Annotated in this window: 25 protein-coding genes and 2 pseudogenes; all 27 read right to left on the reverse strand. The window is 33.4% G+C overall.

The features are described 5' to 3' along the window. Positions 1 to 139 precede the first annotated feature (139 nt). The 27 genes and pseudogenes from HMPREF3267_RS03670 to HMPREF3267_RS03795 all read right to left on the reverse strand — a co-directional run bounded on the left by HMPREF3267_RS03670 (position 140) and on the right by HMPREF3267_RS03795 (position 23,305). Positions 140 to 820 carry a helix-hairpin-helix domain-containing protein gene (locus HMPREF3267_RS03670; RefSeq protein WP_104013900.1) on the reverse strand — a complete coding sequence of 227 codons (681 nt, stop codon included), beginning with the start codon at positions 818 to 820 and terminating at the stop codon, positions 140 to 142. Positions 821 to 907: 87 nt separating this feature from the next. Continuing rightward, positions 908 to 1,633, reverse strand: coding sequence for a class I SAM-dependent DNA methyltransferase (locus HMPREF3267_RS03675; protein WP_037540780.1), 726 nt, complete (start codon positions 1,631 to 1,633; stop codon positions 908 to 910). After that, on the reverse strand, positions 1,634 to 1,987 hold the full coding sequence (rsfS, locus tag HMPREF3267_RS03680) for a ribosome silencing factor (protein WP_002478103.1): 354 nt from the start codon (positions 1,985 to 1,987) through the stop codon (positions 1,634 to 1,636). After that, complete coding sequence (gene yqeK / locus HMPREF3267_RS03685; protein WP_002458966.1) at positions 1,988 to 2,572, reverse strand: bis(5'-nucleosyl)-tetraphosphatase (symmetrical) YqeK; 585 nt, start codon at positions 2,570 to 2,572, stop codon at positions 1,988 to 1,990. Beyond that, a complete protein-coding gene (locus HMPREF3267_RS03690) occupies positions 2,562 to 3,134 on the reverse strand; it encodes a nicotinate-nucleotide adenylyltransferase (protein ID WP_062077688.1) in 573 nt (190 codons plus the stop codon). Before HMPREF3267_RS03690 ends, yqeK begins: the two co-directional genes overlap by 11 nt. Continuing rightward, positions 3,135 to 3,425: a ribosome assembly RNA-binding protein YhbY gene (gene yhbY, locus HMPREF3267_RS03695; protein ID WP_002478102.1), complete on the reverse strand. Its 291-nt coding sequence runs from the start codon at positions 3,423 to 3,425 to the stop codon at positions 3,135 to 3,137. Then, positions 3,419 to 4,234, reverse strand: a complete 816-nt coding sequence (aroE, locus tag HMPREF3267_RS03700; RefSeq protein WP_062077690.1) for a shikimate dehydrogenase — start codon at positions 4,232 to 4,234, stop codon at positions 3,419 to 3,421. The genes yhbY and aroE overlap by 7 nt, the downstream gene beginning before the upstream one ends. A gap of 12 nt (positions 4,235 to 4,246) precedes the next feature. Continuing rightward, positions 4,247 to 5,347, reverse strand: a complete 1,101-nt coding sequence (gene yqeH / locus HMPREF3267_RS03705) for a ribosome biogenesis GTPase YqeH (protein ID WP_062077692.1) — start codon at positions 5,345 to 5,347, stop codon at positions 4,247 to 4,249. Further along, the gene (locus HMPREF3267_RS03710) at positions 5,348 to 5,875 is read right to left on the reverse strand and encodes a YqeG family HAD IIIA-type phosphatase (protein WP_002458961.1); all 528 of its coding nucleotides are present in this window, start codon (positions 5,873 to 5,875) and stop codon (positions 5,348 to 5,350) included. A gap of 22 nt (positions 5,876 to 5,897) precedes the next feature. Further along, positions 5,898 to 6,584 (reverse strand): 5'-methylthioadenosine/adenosylhomocysteine nucleosidase, encoded by a 687-nt coding sequence (locus tag HMPREF3267_RS03715; RefSeq protein WP_002492909.1) that lies wholly within the window; start codon positions 6,582 to 6,584, stop codon positions 5,898 to 5,900. 144 nt (positions 6,585 to 6,728) lie between these two features. Beyond that, a complete protein-coding gene (locus tag HMPREF3267_RS03720) occupies positions 6,729 to 7,961 on the reverse strand; it encodes an NRAMP family divalent metal transporter (RefSeq protein ID WP_002458959.1) in 1,233 nt (410 codons plus the stop codon). A gap of 12 nt (positions 7,962 to 7,973) precedes the next feature. Then, positions 7,974 to 8,729 carry a 5-oxoprolinase subunit PxpA gene (gene pxpA, locus HMPREF3267_RS03725; RefSeq protein ID WP_002478099.1) on the reverse strand — a complete coding sequence of 252 codons (756 nt, stop codon included), beginning with the start codon at positions 8,727 to 8,729 and terminating at the stop codon, positions 7,974 to 7,976. Further along, positions 8,729 to 10,090, reverse strand: coding sequence for an acetyl-CoA carboxylase biotin carboxylase subunit (locus HMPREF3267_RS03730; RefSeq protein ID WP_002458957.1), 1,362 nt, complete (start codon positions 10,088 to 10,090; stop codon positions 8,729 to 8,731). The genes pxpA and HMPREF3267_RS03730 overlap by 1 nt, the downstream gene beginning before the upstream one ends. Positions 10,091 to 10,102: 12 nt before the next feature. Further along, positions 10,103 to 10,336, reverse strand: a pseudogene (locus HMPREF3267_RS12840) (acetyl-CoA carboxylase biotin carboxyl carrier protein subunit); the annotation flags it as partial. 101 nt (positions 10,337 to 10,437) lie between these two features. Continuing rightward, positions 10,438 to 10,546: pseudogene (locus HMPREF3267_RS12845) on the reverse strand (acetyl-CoA carboxylase biotin carboxyl carrier protein subunit); the annotation flags it as partial. A 2-nt stretch (positions 10,547 to 10,548) separates the two neighbouring features. Further along, positions 10,549 to 11,553 carry a 5-oxoprolinase subunit C family protein gene (locus tag HMPREF3267_RS03740; protein WP_037545699.1) on the reverse strand — a complete coding sequence of 335 codons (1,005 nt, stop codon included), beginning with the start codon at positions 11,551 to 11,553 and terminating at the stop codon, positions 10,549 to 10,551. After that, positions 11,543 to 12,274 (reverse strand): 5-oxoprolinase subunit PxpB, encoded by a 732-nt coding sequence (gene pxpB / locus HMPREF3267_RS03745; protein WP_037545702.1) that lies wholly within the window; start codon positions 12,272 to 12,274, stop codon positions 11,543 to 11,545. The genes HMPREF3267_RS03740 and pxpB overlap by 11 nt, the downstream gene beginning before the upstream one ends. A 335-nt stretch (positions 12,275 to 12,609) precedes the next feature. Then, a complete protein-coding gene (gene greA / locus HMPREF3267_RS03750; RefSeq protein WP_002458953.1) occupies positions 12,610 to 13,086 on the reverse strand; it encodes a transcription elongation factor GreA in 477 nt (158 codons plus the stop codon). Between the two features lie 24 nt (positions 13,087 to 13,110). Then, the gene (gene udk / locus HMPREF3267_RS03755; protein ID WP_002458952.1) at positions 13,111 to 13,737 is read right to left on the reverse strand and encodes a uridine kinase; all 627 of its coding nucleotides are present in this window, start codon (positions 13,735 to 13,737) and stop codon (positions 13,111 to 13,113) included. Further along, a complete protein-coding gene (locus tag HMPREF3267_RS03760; RefSeq protein ID WP_002478095.1) occupies positions 13,737 to 15,005 on the reverse strand; it encodes a peptidase U32 family protein in 1,269 nt (422 codons plus the stop codon). Before HMPREF3267_RS03760 ends, udk begins: the two co-directional genes overlap by 1 nt. An 11-nt stretch (positions 15,006 to 15,016) precedes the next feature. Continuing rightward, positions 15,017 to 15,940, reverse strand: coding sequence for a peptidase U32 family protein (locus tag HMPREF3267_RS03765; protein WP_002478094.1), 924 nt, complete (start codon positions 15,938 to 15,940; stop codon positions 15,017 to 15,019). After that, positions 15,937 to 16,578 carry an O-methyltransferase gene (locus tag HMPREF3267_RS03770; protein ID WP_002478093.1) on the reverse strand — a complete coding sequence of 214 codons (642 nt, stop codon included), beginning with the start codon at positions 16,576 to 16,578 and terminating at the stop codon, positions 15,937 to 15,939. Before HMPREF3267_RS03770 ends, HMPREF3267_RS03765 begins: the two co-directional genes overlap by 4 nt. Before the next feature lie 362 nt (positions 16,579 to 16,940). Beyond that, positions 16,941 to 17,249, reverse strand: coding sequence for a DUF1292 domain-containing protein (locus tag HMPREF3267_RS03775; protein ID WP_002458948.1), 309 nt, complete (start codon positions 17,247 to 17,249; stop codon positions 16,941 to 16,943). Positions 17,250 to 17,261: 12 nt separating this feature from the next. Then, on the reverse strand, positions 17,262 to 17,690 hold the full coding sequence (gene ruvX, locus HMPREF3267_RS03780) for a Holliday junction resolvase RuvX (protein ID WP_002458947.1): 429 nt from the start codon (positions 17,688 to 17,690) through the stop codon (positions 17,262 to 17,264). A 3-nt stretch (positions 17,691 to 17,693) separates the two neighbouring features. Next, positions 17,694 to 17,954, reverse strand: a complete 261-nt coding sequence (locus HMPREF3267_RS03785; protein WP_002458946.1) for an IreB family regulatory phosphoprotein — start codon at positions 17,952 to 17,954, stop codon at positions 17,694 to 17,696. A gap of 65 nt (positions 17,955 to 18,019) precedes the next feature. Beyond that, entirely contained in the window at positions 18,020 to 20,650 is a 2,631-nt protein-coding gene (gene alaS / locus HMPREF3267_RS03790) for an alanine--tRNA ligase (RefSeq protein WP_062077694.1), read from the reverse strand. Positions 20,651 to 20,917: 267 nt separating this feature from the next. Next, positions 20,918 to 23,305 (reverse strand): SF1B family DNA helicase RecD2, encoded by a 2,388-nt coding sequence (locus HMPREF3267_RS03795; RefSeq protein WP_002478091.1) that lies wholly within the window; start codon positions 23,303 to 23,305, stop codon positions 20,918 to 20,920. Position 23,306 lies beyond the last annotated feature (1 nt).

A 23,306-nucleotide genomic window follows, 5' to 3' on the forward strand; every position in this document is an offset into this window, starting at 1 on the left:
TTTACCTCCGTGATGTACTTTGCTAAGTTCTATGGTTTTAGTATATATGTTGTTTATTATTTTTCAATCTTTTTTAGACCGTAGTCAAGCGTTATCACTCCACGCTTGCTAGTGTGTACCCTAATTATTATAGAAAAATTTAAACAGTAAAGTATTGCTTTAATTTTTCAAATGTTTTTTCACCAATACCTTTTATTTTTTTTAATTCATCAACACTGGTAAATTGGCCGTGCTGTTCTTTGTAATTTAAAATTTCTTTTGCTTTTGAAGGACCGATACCAGGAACTTTTGTAAGTGATGCTTCATTAGCAGTATTTAAATTGATTTGACTTTGCCCTTGAATAGTTTCATTTGAGTTTGTTGGTTGTTGATTGTTATTAGTTGATACATATTGCTCATTTTTGGTCGGTATATAAATCATCTTTTGGTCAACAAGCTTTTCTGACAGATTTATATGTGAAATATCTGCGTTTGATTTTAACTTTGCTTTTTTGATTAAATCATTTACTCTTGCTGTTGACGGCATTTCATAAACATCTGGGTGTTCTACAGCCCCCTTCAAATCGACAAAAACTGTTCCCTTTTGTGAATCTGATGCTTTTCCTTTCTGATCTTTAGACTCTTTTACATTAGAATTTTGTTGTTGATCGTTATCTATCAATGCAGCACCGTCATTATCCATGTTTGCAGAAGGCTGATGCATCTGAAATACAAAATAACCTATCAATAGTATTATGCAAGCTAGCGCAATTAAAAAATAATATTTCCATCTAGTAAATATGTTTATCAACTGTTGCTTCCATTGAAACAAAAAACTCACCTCTCTAAAGATATAAACGATAGAAAGCGTGAGTTTACTTGAGTTTGTTATTTAAATTCTTAATATTTACTACTTATGCTATAAAAATTACTTTTGAACGATAAAAAACAATCTGAGTCCGTTATCTGAATGCTCATTCATATTAAAATCAGTAAAAGTTTTGATATGATTGAAACCTGCTTGCTTCAACATTAGTCGATACTGTGTTTCATCGAAAGTTCTTTGATAATGTGATTCGTCAAAGCGTTGATAATTTTTATGATCATTAAGCTTAAAGAAAGTCATTTCATGATAAACACTTAATGGTACTTCTCCACGGAAGGCTTGCCATGCTAGAAAAGTATCATTTTGTTCTTCTATATAATTCTGATTATTAAATAATGTTTCCATTTTGTATGGTGTATGTACATCAAAAATAAATATACCATCATCGGAAAGATGATTGAAAATATTAGCAAAAGTTTGTGTAACATCATTCGTTTCAGGTAAATAATTTAATGAATCACAAAATATTGTTATTAAATCAAATGAAAGATTTAAGTCAAAATCAGTCATATCACCTTCAAGCCATTGAACTTGATTAGATTTTTGTGTTGCAATTGCTAACATGTCCACGCTTAAATCCATACCTGTAACTTCACCAATATTTGTTAGCATTGATGTTAAAGTCCCAGTACCACAACCGATATCAAGTATTTTGGGATTTGAAGGTAAACTTACAGATAGTTGTTGAACAATATCGAACCACAAGTCATATGGTTGGTCTTGAGTAAATAAATCATAAAAATTACTCATGTCTTGATATTGCATCATTTAATATACAGCCTGACCATATGATTCTATTGGCGCATCTTGATATAGTTTCTCAATATTATAATAGCTTCTTTCGTCTTTATGGAATACATGAACAACGACATTGACTAAATCTATTAAAATCCAGCGTGCACTTTCATAACCCTCTATACGTTTTAAGTTAAGACCTTGTTCTTGAGCCATTTCTTTAACAGCTCTTGCAATGGATTGAACTTGTCGTTCATTGTTACCGTGACACACAACAAAATAGTCAGTCATATCACTGATTCCCTTCATATCTAGAGAAACAATATCTTCAGCTTTCTTATTTTCTGTCGCTTTGACAGTCATTGTTAACAATTGTTCTGAGCTCATTTAATCATCCTTTATTCTTTGATCACTATAGTTATAATAGTTTAAACATGCTATCGTTGCACCATACACTGTAATATCTTTGTCAATTAAGAATAATACTGTTCGCTTAGAAATTTCATAAATTGTTTTATCTAAGCTACCTTGATTGTATGCCATATCTCGAATTTCTTCAACTCCTGGGGTTTTTCTTCCAGGTTCAATGTAATCTGCAATAAATACTAATTTTTCTGTTTTAGTCATGTGTTGTCGACCTGTAGTATGATAATGAATCGCTGATAATACCTCTTCATCTTCAATACCATATTTGGCTTTCATCAACGCAGCACAAACAGGGCCATGTAGTATCTCACCACCATAACTAAGTAAATCATTATCCAAATCATATTGTCTTACAACTTGATACATGGAACTTAAATCATCATATTTACAGTAGTCATGTAATACACCTGCTAATTCAGCTTTAGCAACATCGCCATCATATATTTCTGCTAATTTCACTGCAGTTTCAGCAACACGTAAAGAATGATCGAAACGTTTTTTAGGTAACTTTTCTTTTGTTAGTTTGACAGCTTTTTTAATTTTCATATAATCCTTCCTCTCTGATATAGCTTTCTACATTTGGTGGAACGAGTACTTGGATGTTTTTATTGTTTTGAACTCGTTTACGTATCATGGTAGAACTAATATCTATCCTAGGAATATCTATTGAAATCATTGACGGATCAACTATTTGATGTGACGTATCTCTATTTACGATAACAAATGTAATTATTTCTTTAAGCTGATTGATGTTATGCCATTGTTCAAGTTGATTGTATTGGTCTGTTCCAATGACAAAATAAAATTCTGCATCTTGATTTTTACTAATCAAAGATTGTATCGTATCGAAAGTGTAACTTGTTCCTTTGCGTTCCAGCTCTTCATAGCAAATCTCTCCAAAACCTAATATATCAATAACAAGTTGAATCATTTTTATTCTATGCTTTGTGTTAAGGTGTTGTTTATGATCTTTTAATGGTGACATATAACTAGGTAAAAAATAAAAATGATCTGGTTGGATAAAATGATAAACTTCAGTAGCAACCACCATATGCGCCGTGTGTATCGGGTTGAATTGTCCGCCATATAAAACAATTTTTTTAGTCATTTAAGGTAAATTGATGTGCTTATTTTCTTCTGATTCTTTATATAACACAATCATTGACCCGATTATTTGAACGACTTCGCTTTTAGTTGAACTAGCTAATTGTATTGCTAAATCATTTTTATCATCAAAATTATTTTGTAAAATATGAATTTTTACAAGTTCTCTTTTTTCTAATGTATCGCTAATTTGGTTACACATATTTTCATTTATTCCAGATTTGCCAATTTGAAATGTTGGATCCGTATTATGTGCTAAACTTCTTAAATATCTTTTTTGTTTACCAGTTAACATGAGGATGCTCCTTTTAGTTTATTAATTACTGTTTGCTTCATTGTATTTATGTTTGCAGTTTGGCCAGTCCATATATTAAAACTTGCTGCTCCTTGTAATATAAACATATCTAAGCCATTATATATCGGATTACCATTTTGTTCAGCTTGGTCTAAAAATGGTGTTTTTGCAGGTATATATACAATGTCACTTACTAAAGTTTGTGGTGATAAATTTGAAAGTGATACAACTGATGCTTTACTTTGAGACATACCTACAGGCGTTGTATTAATTATAATATCAAATTGATTTAAATGTCGTTCAGCGGTTTTCAACGAAATTTTATTTACGTCTAAAGTCCATGAATCAAAACGTTTAGCTGTCCGATTGGCTACCGTTATTTTAGGTTCAACGTATTTTATAAGTTCATGGGCAATGCCTTTACTGGCACCTCCAGCACCTAGTATCAATATGTAGGCATGCTCAATATCAGGATAAATATGCTTTAACCCAGTTACATAACCTATACCATCTGTATTGTAGCCAATCCATTTACCTTGTTTTATTGCAATGGTATTCACTGCTCCTATGTTTTTAGCAGTATCATCTATAACATCTAAGTATGGAATGATGGCTTCTTTGTGAGGTATTGTCACGTTAAAACCATCAATTTCCTTTTCGGCTATAATGTCTTTAATATGATGAAAGTGTTCTCTTGGAACATGAATAGCTTCATACGTATGTCTCATATTAAGGGCTTTAAAGTTAGCATTATGCATTAATGGCGATAAAGAATGTGAAATCGGATCTCCGATAACTGCAAATTTCATAAATATCACACCTTATAAAATTGAATTTCTTAACACTACATCGACGTTTTTGGGTACTCTGACAATGACTTTGGCACCTGAATCAATCGTAATAAAACCTAACCCAGATATCATAATGTCTCGTTTTTCTTTTCCTGTTTCTAAGCGCACAGCCTTTATATCTTTCAGATTGAAATTTGAAACATTATTTGGGGGTGTAAGTAAATCACCTAATTGGTTTTTCCATAACTCATTGGCTTTTTCTGTTTTAGTGCGGTGTATATTTAAATCATTTGAAAAGAAGCAAATGAGTGGTCTTTTTCCACCTGAAACATAATCAATTCGAGCGAGTCCCCCGAAAAATAATGTTTGTGATTCATTTAATTGGTATACACGTTGTTTAATTTCTTTTTTTGGTATAATCGTTTTCAATTCTTTTTCAGTAACTAAATGTGTCATTTGATGTTCTTGAATAATGCCAGGGGTATCATACATAAATGATGTTTCATCTAATGGAATATCAATCATATCTAATGTTGTGCCTGGGAACCTAGAAGTTGTAACAACATCCTTTTCGCCAACACTTAACTCAATTAATTTATTAATTAGTGTCGATTTACCCACATTTGTCGTACCTACAATATAAACATCTTCATGGTCACGGTTTTGATTAATAGCTGTTAATAAGTCTTCAATTCCCCACCCTTTTTCAGCAGAAATTAGCACAACTTCTTCAGCTTCTAAACCATATTTTTTTGCTGAGCGCTTTAACCATTCTTTCACACGACGATGATTAATTTGTTTCGGCAATAAATCTAATTTATTAGCAACGAGTATGATTTTTTTATTACCTACAATGCGTTTTAAGGCATTAATAAAAGACCCCTCAAAATCAAAAATATCTACAACATTAACAATGATACCCGAGCGATCAGATAGACCATTTAATAAATTTAAAAAATCTTCACTATCCATTCCTACATCTTGTACTTCATTATAGTTTTTCAATCTAAAGCATCGTCGACAAATTACATCTTTGCGAAATAAATTGTGTTCTGGTACATAACCAGGCGCGTTTTTATTTTCGGATTGCAATGGTGCACCGCAACCAATACATTTTAAAGTCTCAGTCAATCAATTTTCCTCCCATGAGATATAGCCCTTATTTTTGAAGTGGTTTAAGAGTCGTCTTTCGATAATTCTATTAAATTTAGTTATAAATCCATCTGTTCGTTTCACTGGAACTACCATGATTGTATACAAACCATTGCGATTGCCACCAAAGACATCAGTCAACATTTGATCGCCGACAACTACAGCTTCTTCGGCTTGTATATTCATATACTTTAATGCCTTTTTAAATGCTTTACCCATTGGTTTACGAGCTTTAAAAATAAAATCAACATCTAAATCTTTTGAAAAACTAGCAACACGTTGCTCATTGTTGTTTGAAACAATAGTGATTGTAATTCCAGCTTCACTTGCTTTTCTAAACCACTCTTTGATTTCTATAGTAGGTGTTTTTACATCCCAGCCTACTAGTGTATTATCTAAATCTGTAATAATACCTTTAACTCCGGATTTTGCAAGTTTATCTATATCAATTTCAAATACCGATTTCACGTATGAATTCGGCATAAAATATTTTTTTATAATACCCATAATTTTCACCTTTAAATTATATTTATATTTGTTTAATTAAACGTTCAACTGTTTTACTAGAAGACAAGGCAGCTTGTTCAATAAATTGTTCAAATGTGATATCGGCGTTGCCGTTTGCCAAATCTGAGATTGCTCGTGTGATAATAAATGGTTGTTTAAACTGATGGCATGTTTGTGCTATGGCAGTGGCTTCCATTTCAACTGCTAACGCTTGCGGAAATCTTTCTTTAATCAAAAGGCGTTGGTCTGTGCTTCCGATAAAGCTATCACCACTAACAATAAGTCCAACTTTTGCATTTAAAGACTGTGCTTTTAAAACAACTAACACATTATCTAGTAAATGTTTATCAGCTTCAAAATGGAGTGGCATTTGTGGTACTTGACCATACTGATAGCCAAAAGCTGTTGCATCTACGTCATGATAAATAACGCTGTCACTTACTACAACATCACCTATTGATAAGTCTTCATCCAGAGCGCCTGCTGAACCGGTATTAATTATCATTTCAGGTTTAAATTGTTGAATGAGCAGCGTAGTAGAAATAGCTGCATTGACTTTACCAATGCCACTTCGTGTAAGTACAACATCGACGTCATTTAATTTTCCTTGATAAAATTCAACATGAGCAATCGTATGATATTGTGTATTTATTAATTTTTCTTTTAAAATTGTAATTTCTTCTTCCATAGCACCTATAATGCCAATCATAAATCCACCTCATTTATATTTCTTAGCAAATGTTATTCTATCATATTTTAGCCTTTACCACGATACACAAGAATAAAGTTTATTATAATACATAATAAAAAAGACTCTCTATTTAATAGAGAATCTTTTTTATTAAGCTCATTGTTAACTATGCCATAGTGCAGCTAAGTCTTGAAGTGAAAAGATAGCTGTTACAATTGTCACAATAACTGCAACTATACCAAATAACAACATCCAAGTTGGGTGTTTATAGTCTCCTACAACAGATTTCTTTTTGCTTGCGATAAGTATGGCACCTAAAGTAATTGGCAAAATCCAACCATTGATAGCTCCAGCAATAATAAGTAAGCTAACTGGTTTGCCGATAAATAAGAAAATCAGTGTAGATATTACTATAAATGTTATGACAATCAAATTATTTTTATTAAACAGTGATTTATGAAGTGTTTTTAAGAATGTTGCACTTGTATATGCAGAACCGATAACTGATGACATAGCAGCTGCAAAAATGACAACACCGAATATATTTTTACCAATAGGTCCTAGAGCATGTTCAAATACAGAAGCTGGTGGATTGTCTGCGCTTAAAGTCACACCTGTAATAACAACACCTAATACAGCTAGAAATAGCAATGTTCTCATGACGCCTGTTGTTAAAATACCAGCTATTGCAGAACGGTTAACAAATGGTAAATATTCTTTACCCTTCATGCCTGAATCTAAAATTCTATGTGCACCAGCAAAGGTAATATAGCCGCCTACTGTACCGCCAACTAAAGTTATAATTGGTAAAATCAATTTAAGTGGATGTTCAGGCGTAACCATATGTACTACTGCATCGCCATAAGGTGGATTAGATACTACCATAACCCAAGCAACTACAACAATCATAACGACACCAAGTATCATTGATACGACATCCATGATTTTTTGACCACTTCTGCTAACAAAAATTAAAATTGAGAAAACTGCAGTAATTGCGGCACCCCATTTGATATCTAAGCCAAACATTGCATTTAAACCAAGTCCAGCCCCAGCGATATTACCAATGTTGAAGGCTAAACCGCCAAAAGCTATTAATATTGACACGATTGTACCTAAACCAGGTAAAACTTTATTAGACACCTCTTGACCACGTAATCCAGTAACTACTAATACTCGCCAAATATTGATTTGTGCACCTATATCGATGAGAATAGAAATCAATATTGCAAAGGCAAAGCTTGCATAAAACTCTGCTGTGAATACTGCTGTTTGAGTTAAAAAGGCTGGACCTATGGCAGACGTAGCCATTAAGAAAACTGATCCATAAAGTAAGCGCCTGTGACCTTTAGTAAAAGTAAAATCTTTTTCCTTTTTATTTAGTTTTTCTCCCATATAATTTACCCCCTATAATGATTGAATATCAATGCCTTCTTTCATTAATGTCTTTCTTATTTGAGATACAAAATCTAGTGCATGTGCACTATCGCCGTGCACACAAATCGTATCTGCCTGTAACGTAATATCTTTTCCATCTCTTGAGGTCACTTTATTTTCTTTAACCATTTTTATGACTTGTTGTAATGCTTCGTCAGTATCAGTTATCACCGCATCATTTTCACGACGATTGACCAATTGACCATTATTCTCGTATCGGCGATCAGCAAAAACTTCAGAAGCTGCGTGTAAACCAATTTTTTCTGCTTCAGAAATCAGTAATGTATTAGCTAAACCAACTAAAATGAGTTCTGAATCAAAATCATATACAGCTTGCGCTATAGCTTGAGCAACTGTACTATCAATAGCCCCCATATTGTAAAGGGCACCATGCGGTTTTACATGATGAATTTTAGTATTATATAATTTACAAAATCCATTCAAAGCACCGAGTTGATAAATAATTGCATTATAAATTTCTTGATAAGAGAGCGCCATTTTACGTCTTCCAAACCCTTTCAAATCTGGAAATCCAGGATGTGCACCTATCTTAATTTGGTGTTTAACTGCTAATTTAACGGTTTCATTAAGTACATTTTCATCTCCAGCATGAAAACCACAAGCGATATTAGCTGAGGTAATGAGCGGAATAATTGCTTCGTCATTACCAAATGAATAATTTCCATAGGCTTCACCTAGATCACAATTTAAATCGACGGTTACCATTACAAAGTCACCCCTTTTACGATTTGATGTTTTTCTAAGAATTTAATATCTACTTCACTTGCATCGCCATCAGCATATAATGGGTAGCTAAGGACAGCATATAAGAAATCAGCTGTCGTTGTAAATCCATCAATGACCATTTCATCCAAAGTTACTTTGAGTTTATTGATGGCGCTCGCTCTGTTTTCTGATTTAACGATGACCTTTGCTACTAGAGAATCATAGTAAGGTGAAACTTGATAACCCGAATAAAGTAGTGAATCTACTCTGACATTAAATCCTTGTGGTAGATGTAAACGTTTCACTACGCCAGGACATGGTTGAAATTTTTTCTCAGGATTTTCAGCATTGATGCGCGCTTCAATGACATGACCATTAAATGTGATGTCTTGTTGTGCAAATGGTAACTTATCATGCATTAACAAATATAATTGTGCAGTTAATAAATCACGATCAGTTCTCATTTCTGTGACGGTATGTTCAACTTGAATTCGCGCATTCATTTCAATAAAATAATGCGCATCTTCAGTAACTAAGAATTCGATTGTACCTGCACTTCTATATTTTGAGGCTCTAGCTACTTTAACAGCATCATTACAAATTTTTTCTCGGCGTTCTTCAGTAAGTGCCGCACATGGTGACTCTTCTATTAGCTTTTGATTTTTTCGTTGAACTGAGCAGTCTCTTTCTCCTAAATGTACATAATTATCTTTGCCATCACCAATGACTTGAACTTCAACATGTTTTGCTACAGGTATAAAGGCCTCTACATATACACGGCTATCGTTGAAATACTTTTGTCCTTCACTTTGAGCTTCTTTTAAAGACTTTTCTAAATCAGCTGGATCTTTAACAATTCTAATTCCTTTACCACCACCGCCACTAGCAGCCTTTAAAACAACAGGATATCCGATATCTTCAGCTAACTTTTCAATTTCTGATACATTGTTAACTGCGTCTTTCGATCCCGGAATTACAGGTACGCCAGCAGCATCAACTGTTTGTCGAGCGGTTATCTTATCTCCCATTAACTCCATAGTTTTTTTATTTGGACCAATAAAATGAATGTCGTTTTCTTCAACTTTTTCAGCAAATGTTGTGCTTTCTGATAAGAAGCCATAACCTGGGTGAATTGCATTAGCCCCGGATAATTCTGCAGCACCGATAATACGTTCGATATTTAAATAACTATCAAGTGGATTTGCTTCACCAATACAAATTGCCTGGTCAGCTAAGCTTACATGAAGACTAGCTTCATCACCTTTAGCATATATCGCTACGGTTTCTATTCCTAATTCGCGACAAGCACGAATGATACGCACAGCGATTTCTCCTCTATTTGCAATTAAACAACGATACATAGCTAGCCCCCCTTATTTTATTTGTATCAATGCTTGGTCATATTCCACATTTGTACCGTGATCAACTAAAATTTCAACAATTTCTCCTGATACATCACTTGTAACCTCGTTCATCACTTTCATCGCTTCAATATAACCTACAATGTCTCCTTCTTGAATTTTATCACCCACTTGTACAACTGGTTCAGTTAATTCTTTACTATCTTGCAAAAAGAATGTACCTACCATTGAAGCTTTGATTTGTTGCGTTTCTTCTTTAGGATTTGCTTCGTCTTGTTTATTTGAATCGCTATGATTTGTAGAAGTTGTTTGTATATCATTTTTATTAGCACTTACGGGTGAAATATCTTCTGTAAAATCTAATTCTATTTCATGTTCAAAATCTTTATATTTAAATTTTTTAACTTCATTCTTTTTAACTAAATCTATTATTTGTTCTATCTTATCTAAATTCATTTTTACTGTTCCTCCCTAATTAATTGAGCTATTTTTTTTGATGTCGGACGTAAATGCTTGAGTTCGAATTTTGGAGTTGATTCTATTTCATTTATTGTTGAACTAAAGACTTGCTCAAAATGTTTTAAATTTTTGATTGCTTGTTCAATCGTTATCCATTTGAATAGAATTTCTTCTCCTGGTTTAAATTGAGCCAGTTTATGTATATCGGCTTGGGAAACACTAGCAATCTTAGTGTAACCTCCTACGGTCTGTCTATCGTGTAATAATATGATGGGGTGACCATCATTAGGAACTTGAATACTGCCTAATGCAACGGGCTCTGAAATGATATCCGCACTTTCTATAGGCGGTATAGGCGTTCCTTTAAGTCGAATGCCCATTCTGTCAGAACTATCTGATATCTCATATACTTGTGCTGTTAGTTGTTCATGACATTCTGCAGAAAATGCATCATATTGAGGTCCTTTGATGATATGAACGATATTATCTTCTGGTACTGCATTGAATTCAATAGTTTTGCCCAATTGTTGTTTATAAGATTGATTTGTAACAACAGGAATGCTATCGTTTTTCTTCAATGTACGTCCATAAAAACCGCCCATTTGTGTTCTAGTATGAGTGGCATAGCTATTTGCTACGATTGGTATATCAAGTGGTTGACCAAAAAATATATACCCCCTAGCACCTTGTTGAACAGGACCAATTTCTAAAATATCTCCTTTATTTGCTTGTACAACCACATTTTGGTTTACAGCAGTGCCATTTAATTTGGCTGCAAAAATAGCCCCTGTTAAAACAAATGAATTTTCGCTGGAGAATTCAATTTTAGGGCCAATAATTGTAAATTCGATTGCAGGCCCATCTTGCTGGATTAATGTTTGTCCAATAAGATAGCTATATTGATCTATGGCACCAGCGCTTGAAATACCAAGATGTTGAAATCCTGTACGTCCTAAATCTTGTATAGTTGAAAATAAACCAGGTTGTATAATTTTAATTCCCATTACGCATTGTCACCCACTTTTCTTTATTAAAGCATCCCTTATCAATGTCATCTTGAATTTGTTGATAAGTATGTTGATCGATGGCATAAAATTTTATTTTATCACCAGCTTGATAAAGCGTCATAGGCTGATCATCTTTATTAAATACTCTAATAGGCGTACGACCAATAATTTGCCAACCTCCTGGTGAATCTAGAGGATATAAGCCAGTTTGATTATTAGCAATTCCAACTGAGCCTGCAGCAATACGTACTCGAGGTTCAGAGCGTCTAGGCATATGTATGCGTGAATCTAAACCACCCAAGTATGGGAAGCCAGGCATAAAGCCAAGCATATAAATTAAATATTGTTTACTTGTATGTATCTCTATTACTTCTTCAGAGGTAAGTCCGTTATACTTTGCTACTTCAGATAAATCTGGCCCTGCATCTGAACCATATAAGACGGGAATATGTACAACTTTATTATTAGATGTTTTATCAATGTGCTTATAATTAATAGAATCAAGTTGAAGTTGTTGAATCAACTCATCGATATCAATTTTATGTTGGTCAAAAGTAACCATGATAGCTCTATAAGATGGAATAATTTCGTTGATAGCTTGCAAGTTTTTATTTTTAATGTATTGAGTTGTATAAATAATTTGATTATATGTGTCTTCACTAATTTCGTTTTTGAAATAAATCATTAAGGTTTGTTCGTTAATGATAGTTGCTTCCATTTTCTAACCCCCTTTGTATAAAAAAATAGAAACATAGACAAATAAAATTATAAATGACTAATTCAATAAGAATTATATCATTTATCTTATCTGTCTGTTTAATAATCATTTGTAATTAAAAGCGATAAGTAATAAATATTACGCTTTGTAGATTGGTTGATTCTACTTCAAAAAGTTGTACATATTCAATTAAATCATACTTGTAATTAATTGTCATGGAGAAAACAAGTTTAACAAAAGTATGTGGCACAATATAAAAATACTATAAATAAAAAACCAGTAAGCAGAATGCTAAACTGGTTTTTACTATATAGCTTATTAATGAGGATATTGTCTTATTTAATATCTACAATCTTAACTCTAATTTCACCACCGTTAGGTAGCTGTACTCGAACTTCATCGTTTAATCCTTTGCCAATAAGAGATTTCGCCATTGGAGATTCGTTTGAAATTTTCCCTTTAAATGCGTCGGCTTCTGCAGAACCAACGATTTGGTAGCTTTCTTCTTCATCACCAGGTAATTCTACAAATGTGACAGTTTTCCCGATTTGTACGACGTTATTATCGCCTGTGTCTTCAATAATAAGTGCGTATCTTAGCATATGTTCTATACGTTGAATATCTTGTTCAATAAACCCTTGTTCGTCTTTTGCAGCGTCATACTCAGAGTTCTCAGATAGATCTCCAAAAGAACGTGCTACTTTGATTTTTTCTACAACTTCAGGTCTTTTAACTGTCTTAAGTTCTTCTAACTCTTGTTCTAAATTGTCATATCCTTCTTGTGTCATAGGATATTGTTTTTGATTTTCCATTACGTCATCTTCCTTTTCTTGATATTACTCTTGTTTACTTACAAGTGTTTGTATTTTGGTTGTCATAATATCGATAGCAACTTTGTTACTACCACCTTCAGGAATAATAATATCTGCATACTTTTTAGTAGGTTCGATAAATTGATTATGCATCGGCTTAACTACATTCAAGTATTGATTAATTACAGATTCCATTGACCGTCCGCGCTCTTTAGTATCTCTTATCAATCTTCTTAAGATTCTAATGTCTGCATCCGTATCAACATATATTTTAACATCCATCATATCACGTAGTGTTTTGTTTTCTAAAGCAAAGATACCTTCTACGATAATAACATCTTTTGGTTCAAATGCAATGGTTTCATCACTTCTAGTATGATTTGCATAGTCATAAGTAGGCACTTCTACTGATTGACCATTTTTTAAATCCTTTAAATTTTTTATTAATAAATCGTTATCAAAGGCAAAAGGATGGTCATAATTTGTTTCTAACCGTTCTTCAAACGTGAGGTGGGATTGGTCTTTATAATAATAGTCTTGGGCCAATAAAGCAACACTATGACCTGCTAAATTTTTCATAATTTCATTAGTTACGGTGGTTTTACCTGAGCCTGAGCCACCAGCAATACCGATAATCGTTGTTTGAGACATTAGCTAATTTCCTTTCTCATCATATTATTTGGGTAGATTGGGTGGTCAACTTTAATTTGTACAATTTGTAGTGGATGTCTTGCAGCATCCAAAGAATTCCCTTCTTCATCATAAATTGCATCAATAACTTGTTTAAAGCTATTAATTTCAGGTCCGAAAAATTCAATTTCTTGTCCAGGTTTAAAATTATTACGTTGTTGTATCGTGGCGATGTGTGTATTTGCATCATATTCAAGAACTAAACCGCAAAAATCATATGGTGATTTTTTGGATTGTTGCATACCAAACATTTGCTCTTCATAACCTGGTGTCCCCTCGAAGAAAGCAGGAGCTGTATCACGATTGGCACATTTATCTAATTCTATTAGCCATTCAGGGTCAATTTTGAAATTTGCTGGATCTTCAGCATAAGCATCGATGACTTTACGGTAAACTGATACAACTGTAGCTATATAGTGAATAGATTTCATACGGCCTTCTATTTTTAATGAATCAACGCCGATATCCATCATTTTAGGAATGGCTTCTATTAATTTTAGATCTTTGGGACTCATAGCAAAAGGGATGATATCACCTTGTTGATAATACATATCTAAATCGCCATCTTGATCAATGGATAATAAATCGTAATCCCATCGACAACTTTGGCAACAGCCACCACGATTTGAGTCTCGTGCTGTCATATGATTGCTAAGTGTGCAACGACCAGAGTATGCAATACACATGGCACCATGAATAAATGCTTCTATTTCTATGTCAACCTTTTCTTTCATTTCCTTCATTTCCATGGCACCAGTTTCTCTAGCTAACACAACACGGTTTAATCCTTCTTCTTTCCAGTATTCTACCGCCTTATAATTTGTTAGAGACTGCTGAGTAGATAGATGTATCTCTAAGTTAGGTGCAACACGTTTGCATGTTTCAATGATTAGAGGATCTGCTACAATAATTCCCGTAGCTCCTGTAGCTTGTAATTGTATTAAATATGCTTCTAAGCCTGGGATATTCTCATCATGTGCAATGATATTGGTAGTAACATAGATTTTTGCGCCGTAAGTATTAGCAAATTGGACACCCTCAGCAATTTCTTCCATAGTAAAATTATCGGCATTTGAACGTAATCCATATTCTTGACCGCCTAAAAATACTGCATCTGCGCCGTAATGTACAGCTATTTTTAGCTTTTCTAAATTTCCAGCAGGAGCAAGTAGTTCAGGCTTTTTCATTTTAGTTTGTTGTGATGGTGATGCTTTTTCTAAAATTTGCATGATTAAGCCTCCTAATATACGGTTTGTTTAAATAAGAAACCTTCATCAAAAGGACGATGTGCTGGCTGTATATCTTCAATTGGATCAACAAGCATGAATTTTTCATCCTCATAGGTTTCAGGATCATCATTATATAAATCAATAGCCTCGCGATATTGACGTGTTGTTACATTAATATATTCTTCAGTTTGCAAGATACCATCTATCTTAAACGAATCAATTCCTGCACTAAATAATGGTTCTAATTCTTCAATTAAACAAATATCATTTGGAGACATTATATGTGTACCATTGTAATCTTCAAAAACAGGATATTTATTATCTCTTTCTTCATCATATAATAATAAGTACTGTTCATCCTGTTGACGCTCTATTTTCATTTGTTTATCTTGGAATGTGTAATAATTACCTAGCAACATTCTTTTCGATTGAAACATGCAAGTCATGCCATGAACTTGCACTTCAATTTCAACATCTGATTGCTCTTTAATATTGATTATTTCTTCTAAGCTTAATTCACGAGCAAGAACGGCACGTTTCGCACCTTTTTGTCCCCAGTAGTTACATTGAAAATGATTTGTTACTAATGCTTCAGCATCCCAATTTAATGCAATTGGATGTGGTTGAGCTTTGACGTACATAACAACGGCAGGATCTCCAAATATAATACGATCTACATTGATTTCATGTAAAAATGTTATATAGTCTTCAAGTGCCTCCAAATGATAATTATGAAATATACCGTTAACAGCAGCATAAACTTTTTTATTATGTTTGTGGGCTATTTCCACAGCTTTTTTCATATCGGTACGTTTAAATTCACCGGCTAAGCGTAATCCGAATTTTTGTTCGCCAATGACAAACGCATCTGCACCAAAATCAATAAGTGTTTTTAAATGCGCAACTGATTTAGGTGTTACAAGTAATTCAGTCATTCTGATTCTCCTTTGATAGAAATTGCTAGTCCATCATCTATATTGACAAAATTAGTAGAATAATTTGATTGTGACATGAGCCATTCATTATATTGTTGTACTTTTTTAACCATCTGTTTGACATTTCGTGAACGTACAATTGATATGTCTGCAACAAAACCATGGTAAAGGACATTATCAGTAATTACTATACCCCCGTTATTTAATAATGGTGTATAAAGTTCAAAAAATTTACGTGATTGTGCTTTCGCTGCATCAATGAATATCATATCGAAATGTTTATTTTTCAGCTGAGTAAATTGTTCCAGTGCGTCGCCTTTTATAATGTCAATCTGTGATTCGTAGCCAAATGTTTTAACATTGTGTTGGGCTTGTTGAAACATATCATCATTACGTTCAATCGTTGTGATATGTATGTTTGAATCAACTGATGCAAATTGCATTGAACTATATCCTATCGCTGTTCCAATTTCTAGAATTGACTGTGGTTTGTGGATTCTAATTAACTGTTTTATCAAATCAAGTGTTAAGCGGTCGACGATTGGCACAGCATGCTCAATTGCATATGGTCTGAGCCGTTCAATAGGATTATCTAAATGCTTATGTAAATCTACTAAATAGCGTTCATTGTCCTCCATAGACGTTACTTCCTTCTTAAAAAAGTTATAAATAATGAAAATAAAAATCAATCAGTCGTGGTTATTGATTAATTACGTGTAGGATCAAATAAACTGACTGATTGGATTATTTTGATTGCTGTGTACTTAGCAAATACGAAATTAACTTTACATATTTTATCATAAATTATGCATTAAATTAAGTGCTATCTTAAAAAGGAGCGGGATAAAGCCAAATTCGACTTTATCTTCCGCCCCACAAAACAAATCATTACGCTAATTACTTTAAATTTTCATGCACAGAGAAAAATTTTCTGTGATTTTGACTCAGTAATTAAATCATATATCTAATGTTTTTATTAATATAAATTCAAAGTTGTATTTTATTCATCAATTTCAGTATTGACTACTTCTTCAATCATATCCCATTCTTCATCTGTTTCGATAGGAATTAATTTACCGCCATCTCCTGATTCGTCTGGTTGATTTATCATTGGGATTAATTCAATCATGTCATCATCATCAGATTGTGCACCTTCTTCAGACAAAATAACATATTCTTTTTTGAATTCTGGATGATAAAATTCTAATATTTTGCGATAAAGTACTTCATTGCCATCTTCATCATATAATGTTAAAAGTTCTTCTTCGTTATTAAGTTCTAATTCAGTGTCGTGATTATGTTCAGTCATTTAAATTCTCCTTTATTGGATAGAGTCTAAATAGCCTTGAAGTATAAAAACTGCGGCCATCTTATCTATTACTTTTTTTCTTTTTTGTCTAGAAACATCGGCCTCTAACAATGAACGTTCTGCTGCCATTGTGCTTAGTCGTTCATCCCACATAATAACTTTCATATCAGGCATCGCTTCAAGAATTAATTCTTTATAGTGTATGGAAGCTTCTCCACGAAACCCTATAGAATTATTCATATTTTTTGGTAAACCAATAACAATTGTGTCAACGTTATTGGACTTAATAATATTAGTGAGTTGTTCAATACCATATTCTTCTTGTTCTTCATTGATGCGTAGAGTGTCTAATCCCTGAGCTGTCCAGCCCATTAAATCGCTAATTGCAATGCCTACAGTCTTGCTTCCTACATCTAATCCTAATATTTTATGCTGGAGCATATATTAATTATTTTTCTCTTTAAGATAGTATGAGACAAGTTCTTCCATAATGACATCTCTATCCACATGTCGTATTTGGTTTCTAGCTTCATTTTGACGTGGTATATAAGCAGGATCACCAGATAATAAATAACCAACAATTTGGTTTACAGCATTATATCCACGCTCTTCTAATGTACGATGCACGTTGCTTAACACAGATCTGACATTCTCTTTAGGAATTTCTTCATAATCAAATTTCATTGTTTTATCAAAATTTTCCATTGATTGACACTCCTCTATCTACGATTTAACTTACATATTTTATATTACACTAGAAAGGTATATAGTTATAGTTTTTTAATGTAATCTTTAATAAAGCGTAAAGATTCTGTGATATTTTCAGGTTGTGTACCGCCACCTTGTGCCATATCCGGACGGCCACCACCTTTGCCACCAACAATAGGAGCCATATTTTTAATGATATCGCCAGCTTTAATTTTGCTGGTATCAGCTTTTGGTACTGTAGCTATCAATGAAACTTTGCCTTCAACTTCACTTATTAATATGATAATTGTGTCTTGTAATTTAGATTTAAAATTATCCATTGTTTCTCTGATTGCTTTTGGATTAGCAATATCTACTTGTGTAGCTAATACTTTAAAACCATTGATTTCTTCAACTTGGTCTTCAATATTACCCATTTTTAATGTTGTAATTTCTTTATTACGTTGTTCTAATTGTTTATTTACATGTTTCACTTCTTCTTGAAGCTGAACGACTTTTTCCATAACTTGATCATCGGATTTGACTTTTAAATATGTTTTAGTTTGATTAAATTTATGCTGAATGCCTTCTAGATACAAGAATGCTGCTCTACCTGTTAAGGCCTCAATTCGTCTGACGCCTGCACCAGTACCTGATTCGCTAATAATTTTAAATAAGCCGATTTCAGATGTGTTTTGAACATGAATACCACCACAAAGTTCCAAAGAAAATGGTGCCATATTTACAACTCTAACTACATCGCCATATTTTTCACCAAATAAAGCCATTGCACCCATCTCTTTAGCTTCAGCAATTGGCATTTCTTGAATATTTACGGAAATACCACGCCATATTTCTTCGTTAACACGTCGCTCAACGTGTTCAATTTCTTCATTTGTCATTGGACCAAAGTGTGAGAAGTCGAAGCGTAAACGTTCACTTTCAACGAGAGAGCCTGCTTGGTTAACATGATCGCCTAATACTTCTTTCAGAGCGGCATGCAGTAAGTGTGTTGCACTATGGTTCTTTTGAATATCTCGTCGTTCATCTTTATTAACGTTTGCATCAACATGACTATTAACAGTTACATGACCAAATTGAACGGTTCCTTTATGCAAGTTTTGACCATTTGGTGCTTTCGTTACTTCTTCAACAGCAATTTCAAAATTGTCGTTACCAACTGTACCATGATCTGCAACTTGACCACCACTGACCGCATAAAATGGCGTTTCTTTTAAAACAAAATAAATGATGTCTTCAGCTTCTGCATGACTAACAGCTTGGCCATTGTAGATAAGATCTGTAATCTCAGTTTGATAATCAGTCGTTTCATATCCAACAAATTTGCTTTTTGTAGTTATGTTTTTAAGCACTTCGCTTTGAATTTGCATTGATTGTGAATTTTGGCGTGCCTGTCTAGCACGGTCACGTTGTTGTTGCATTTCATTTTCAAATGTTTCCATATCAACAGTGATGCCTTCTTGTGTAGCTATTTCTTCAGTTAATTCGATTGGGAAACCATATGTGTCATATAATTTAAATGCATCTGAACCATTAATTTCTTTTGTCGTCAGTTTTGCTTTAGCAATCAGTTGATCTAAAATTGATAGCCCTTCTTGTAATGTTTCGTGGAATCGTTCTTCTTCTGATTTAATGACCCGTTTAATGAAATCAGCTTTTTCTTTAACATTTGGATAATAAGGTTCCATGATATCTGCAACAATATCAACGAGCTTGTACATAAATGGTTCTTGAATATCTAATGTTTGGCTAAAACGTACAGCTCTACGTAACAAACGACGTAAAACATAGCCACGTCCTTCATTTGCCGGCAAAGCACCATCTGAAATTGCAAATGCGATTGTTCTAATGTGATCAGCAATGACTTTAAACGCCACATCTTGTTCCGGTATTTCAAGATATTTCTTGCCGGAAACTTTTTCAACTTCTTCAATGATAGGCATGAACAAGTCTGTCTCATAATTTGTACGCACATTTTGTGCTACAGAAGCCATGCGTTCTAGGCCCATACCAGTATCAATGTTTTTATTTGGTAATGGCGTATAAGTATGATCTTTATTATGATTAAATTCACTAAACACAAGGTTCCATACTTCTAAATAACGTTCATTTTCACCACCAGGATACATTTCTTCAGCAGGGTCGTTCTTGCCAAATGCTTCACCACGGTCATAAAAGATTTCTGTGTTTGGTCCTGATGGTCCTTCTCCAATATCCCAAAAATTGCCTTCAATACGTATAATGCGACTTTCTTCTAAGCCGATATCGTTATGCCATAAATGATATGCTTCTGTATCTTCGGGATGAATGGTTACATACAGTTTGTCTGGTTCCATTGCCATCCATTTGTCACTTGTTAAAAATTCCCAAGCAAATTCAATAGCTTCTTTTTTGAAATAGTCCCCAATAGAAAAGTTACCTAGCATTTCAAAGAATGTATGATGACGTGCTGTAAAACCTACATTTTCAATATCATTCGTTCTAATTGCTTTTTGCGAATTTACGATTCTAGGTTTTCTTGGTGTTTCTCGACCATCAAAATATTTTTTTAATGTTGCTACACCTGAATTTATCCATAGTAATGAATTATCATCAATAGGAACTAAAGGTGCAGATGGTTCAACCATATGTCCTTTTTCTACAAAGAAATCAATATACATTTGTCTTATTTCACTAGCTTTTAAATTTTTCATTGGGTTTCACTCCTCAAATTCTTAGTCACAATTAAAAACGTTCATCCACAAGGGACGAACGTTTTCGCGGTACCACCCTAGTTATAAAGATACGAATCACTATTGATTCCACTTTATCACTTCATTGTCTTATCCATATTAGCACAAAGTAGCGTTCAGCAAACTGTATTGTACTTTACACCAACCAGCACATCTCTTTGAATACTCATTTGCTTACTCATCTTCATGATTATTCACATTTTATTTTAAGTTGTGTTGTCTAAATTGTCAACGTTCAATAAAGTCATATGGCGTCATTTGATTCATGTTGATCATCGGATCTATTTGATAAATTGTCGCTGCTGATAATGTATCTTTTTTATGTTTAGCTATGATATTATCATCAGTAGAATTCTGCGTTTCGTGTCCAAAATATGCTTCTAATAAATCATATAATTGCGTCATTCTAACTTGACCATTTGTTTTAAGACCAATGTCAAAGGCTTGTGGATCCCCTAGTAATACTAAAGATTGTTTAGCTCTAGTCAAACCAGTATAAAGAATAGGTTTTTGTAACATTCTAAAATATTGTTTCACTACGGGCATAATAACGATTGGGAATTCTGAACCTTGGGACTTGTGAATCGAAGTGCAATATGCATGCGTTAATTCAATTAAGTCTTGTCGTGTAAATGTAATTTCATTACCGTCAAAATCGACGATAATAACATCTTTATTTAAAGCATTTTCTTTTGCCCAAAAAATGCCAACAATAATACCAATATCTCCATTAAAAATATTGTCATTAGGACGATTTACTAACTGTAATACTTTATCGCCTTTGCGGAATGCAGCATCACCAAATTCAATTTCACGGGCGTCTGGTTCTTTAGGATTTAAAATTGTTTGCAGAATTTGATTTAAACGTTTAATACCTGCACTTCCTTTATACATGGGAGCAAGTACTTGAATATCACTCATGTCATATCCTTTACTAACTGCACTGGATACTACTTTCTTAACAACGTCAGGAATTTGTTCTGCACTACAATTAATGAAGCTTCTATCATGATAACGTTTTGTAATATCTATGGATTCGTTTTGTTTCATGTGGTGAGCTAATTCAATAATACTTGAACCATCTTGTTGTCGGTAGACTTCAGTTAAATTGACACGTGGTATTTTTTTAGACTGGATTAAGTCCTTAAATACTTGTCCAGGCCCAACAGAAGGCAGTTGGTCTTCATCTCCAACAAATACAATTTGGGCATCTAAAGGTACCGCATTTAAAAACTGATGAAATAACCAAGTGTCAACCATAGACATTTCATCTATGATAATTAATTTTGCTTTAATTTCATTATCTAAAATGTCTTCTGGTTGTGTATCTTGATTCCATCCTATAAGTCGGTGAATGGTCATTGCCTCTAAGCCAGTAGCTTCTTGTAAACGTTTCGATGCTCTGCCTGTAGGAGCTGCTAATACTACTGGGAAATCATCATCAGTGTAATCCGCATAATCTAAAGAAAGTCCATGAATTTCAGCGTATAACTCTACAATACCTTTAATGACAGTTGTCTTACCAGTTCCAGGTCCGCCAGTTAATAACATGATTTTTGAGTTTATAGCTGTTTGTAAAGCCTCTTTTTGTGATGCAGCATAATGTACTTCATTGCTATCTTCTATCTCTCCAATATGCAACTGTAAATCAGATTGCTCAAGTTCATTTAATTTATGGGTATGAGTTAATATACGATATAAGTTTTGTACGCTTTTTAATTCTGAGTAGTAAAGACTGGGGATGGCAATTTTTTGTTGATCAAGAATCAACTTATCTTCTTCCATTAAAATTTGCAACATTTCTTCAAGTTGATGTATTTCAATTATTTCATCCCCTTGCGTACTTAACATTGTTTGTGCTGATTTAAGAATTGTTTCAGCAGGTAAATAAGTATGCCCTTGTTTAATACATTCTTCCTCTAGTGTGAATAATATGCCAGCTTTTAATCGTTCTGGGTCATTAAAGTCGATGCCGATATTACGTGCTAATGTATCAGCTTTATTAAATCCAATTCCTTTAATATCATATACAAGTTTATACGGGTTATTATCAACGACGTTTATTGTTTCACTTTGATAAAACTGATAGATTGCCATTGATAGTTTAGGGCCAAATCCTAAATCATGTAAGTGTATCATGATTTTTTCTGATTCTTGATTGGCTGCTATTTGTTGTGCAATTTGCTCTTGTTTCTTTTTAGAAAGATTTGAAACTTTTGTTAATATGTCTGGATGAGCTAAAATATCATTTATTGCATTTTCTCCCAAAGTATTAACAATATTTTGTGCTGTCTTTTTACCAATACCTTTAAATAAATCACTTGATAAGTAGGTAATAATAGCATCTTTCGTTTGTGGTAATTCTTTTTCAAATGTATCAGCTTTTAGTTGTTTGCCATATTTTGGATGCGCAACAACCTGTCCTTTAAAGGTGTATACGTCGCCTTCAACAATATTTGGGAAAAACCCTACAACCGTTGGCATCGTATCGAACGATTCATTAGATTCAATGGTATCAACTTTAAGTACAGTATAGAAATTATCTTGATTTTGGAACAAAATAACTTCGACGGTGCCCTTTAACATCGTTGGTTCAAATAGTGTAGGGTTATCCATA

Origin of the sequence: Staphylococcus sp. HMSC62D11 (assembly GCF_001839145.1) — a bacterium.
GTDB classification, from domain to species: Bacteria; Bacillota; Bacilli; order Staphylococcales; family Staphylococcaceae; genus Staphylococcus; species Staphylococcus lugdunensis.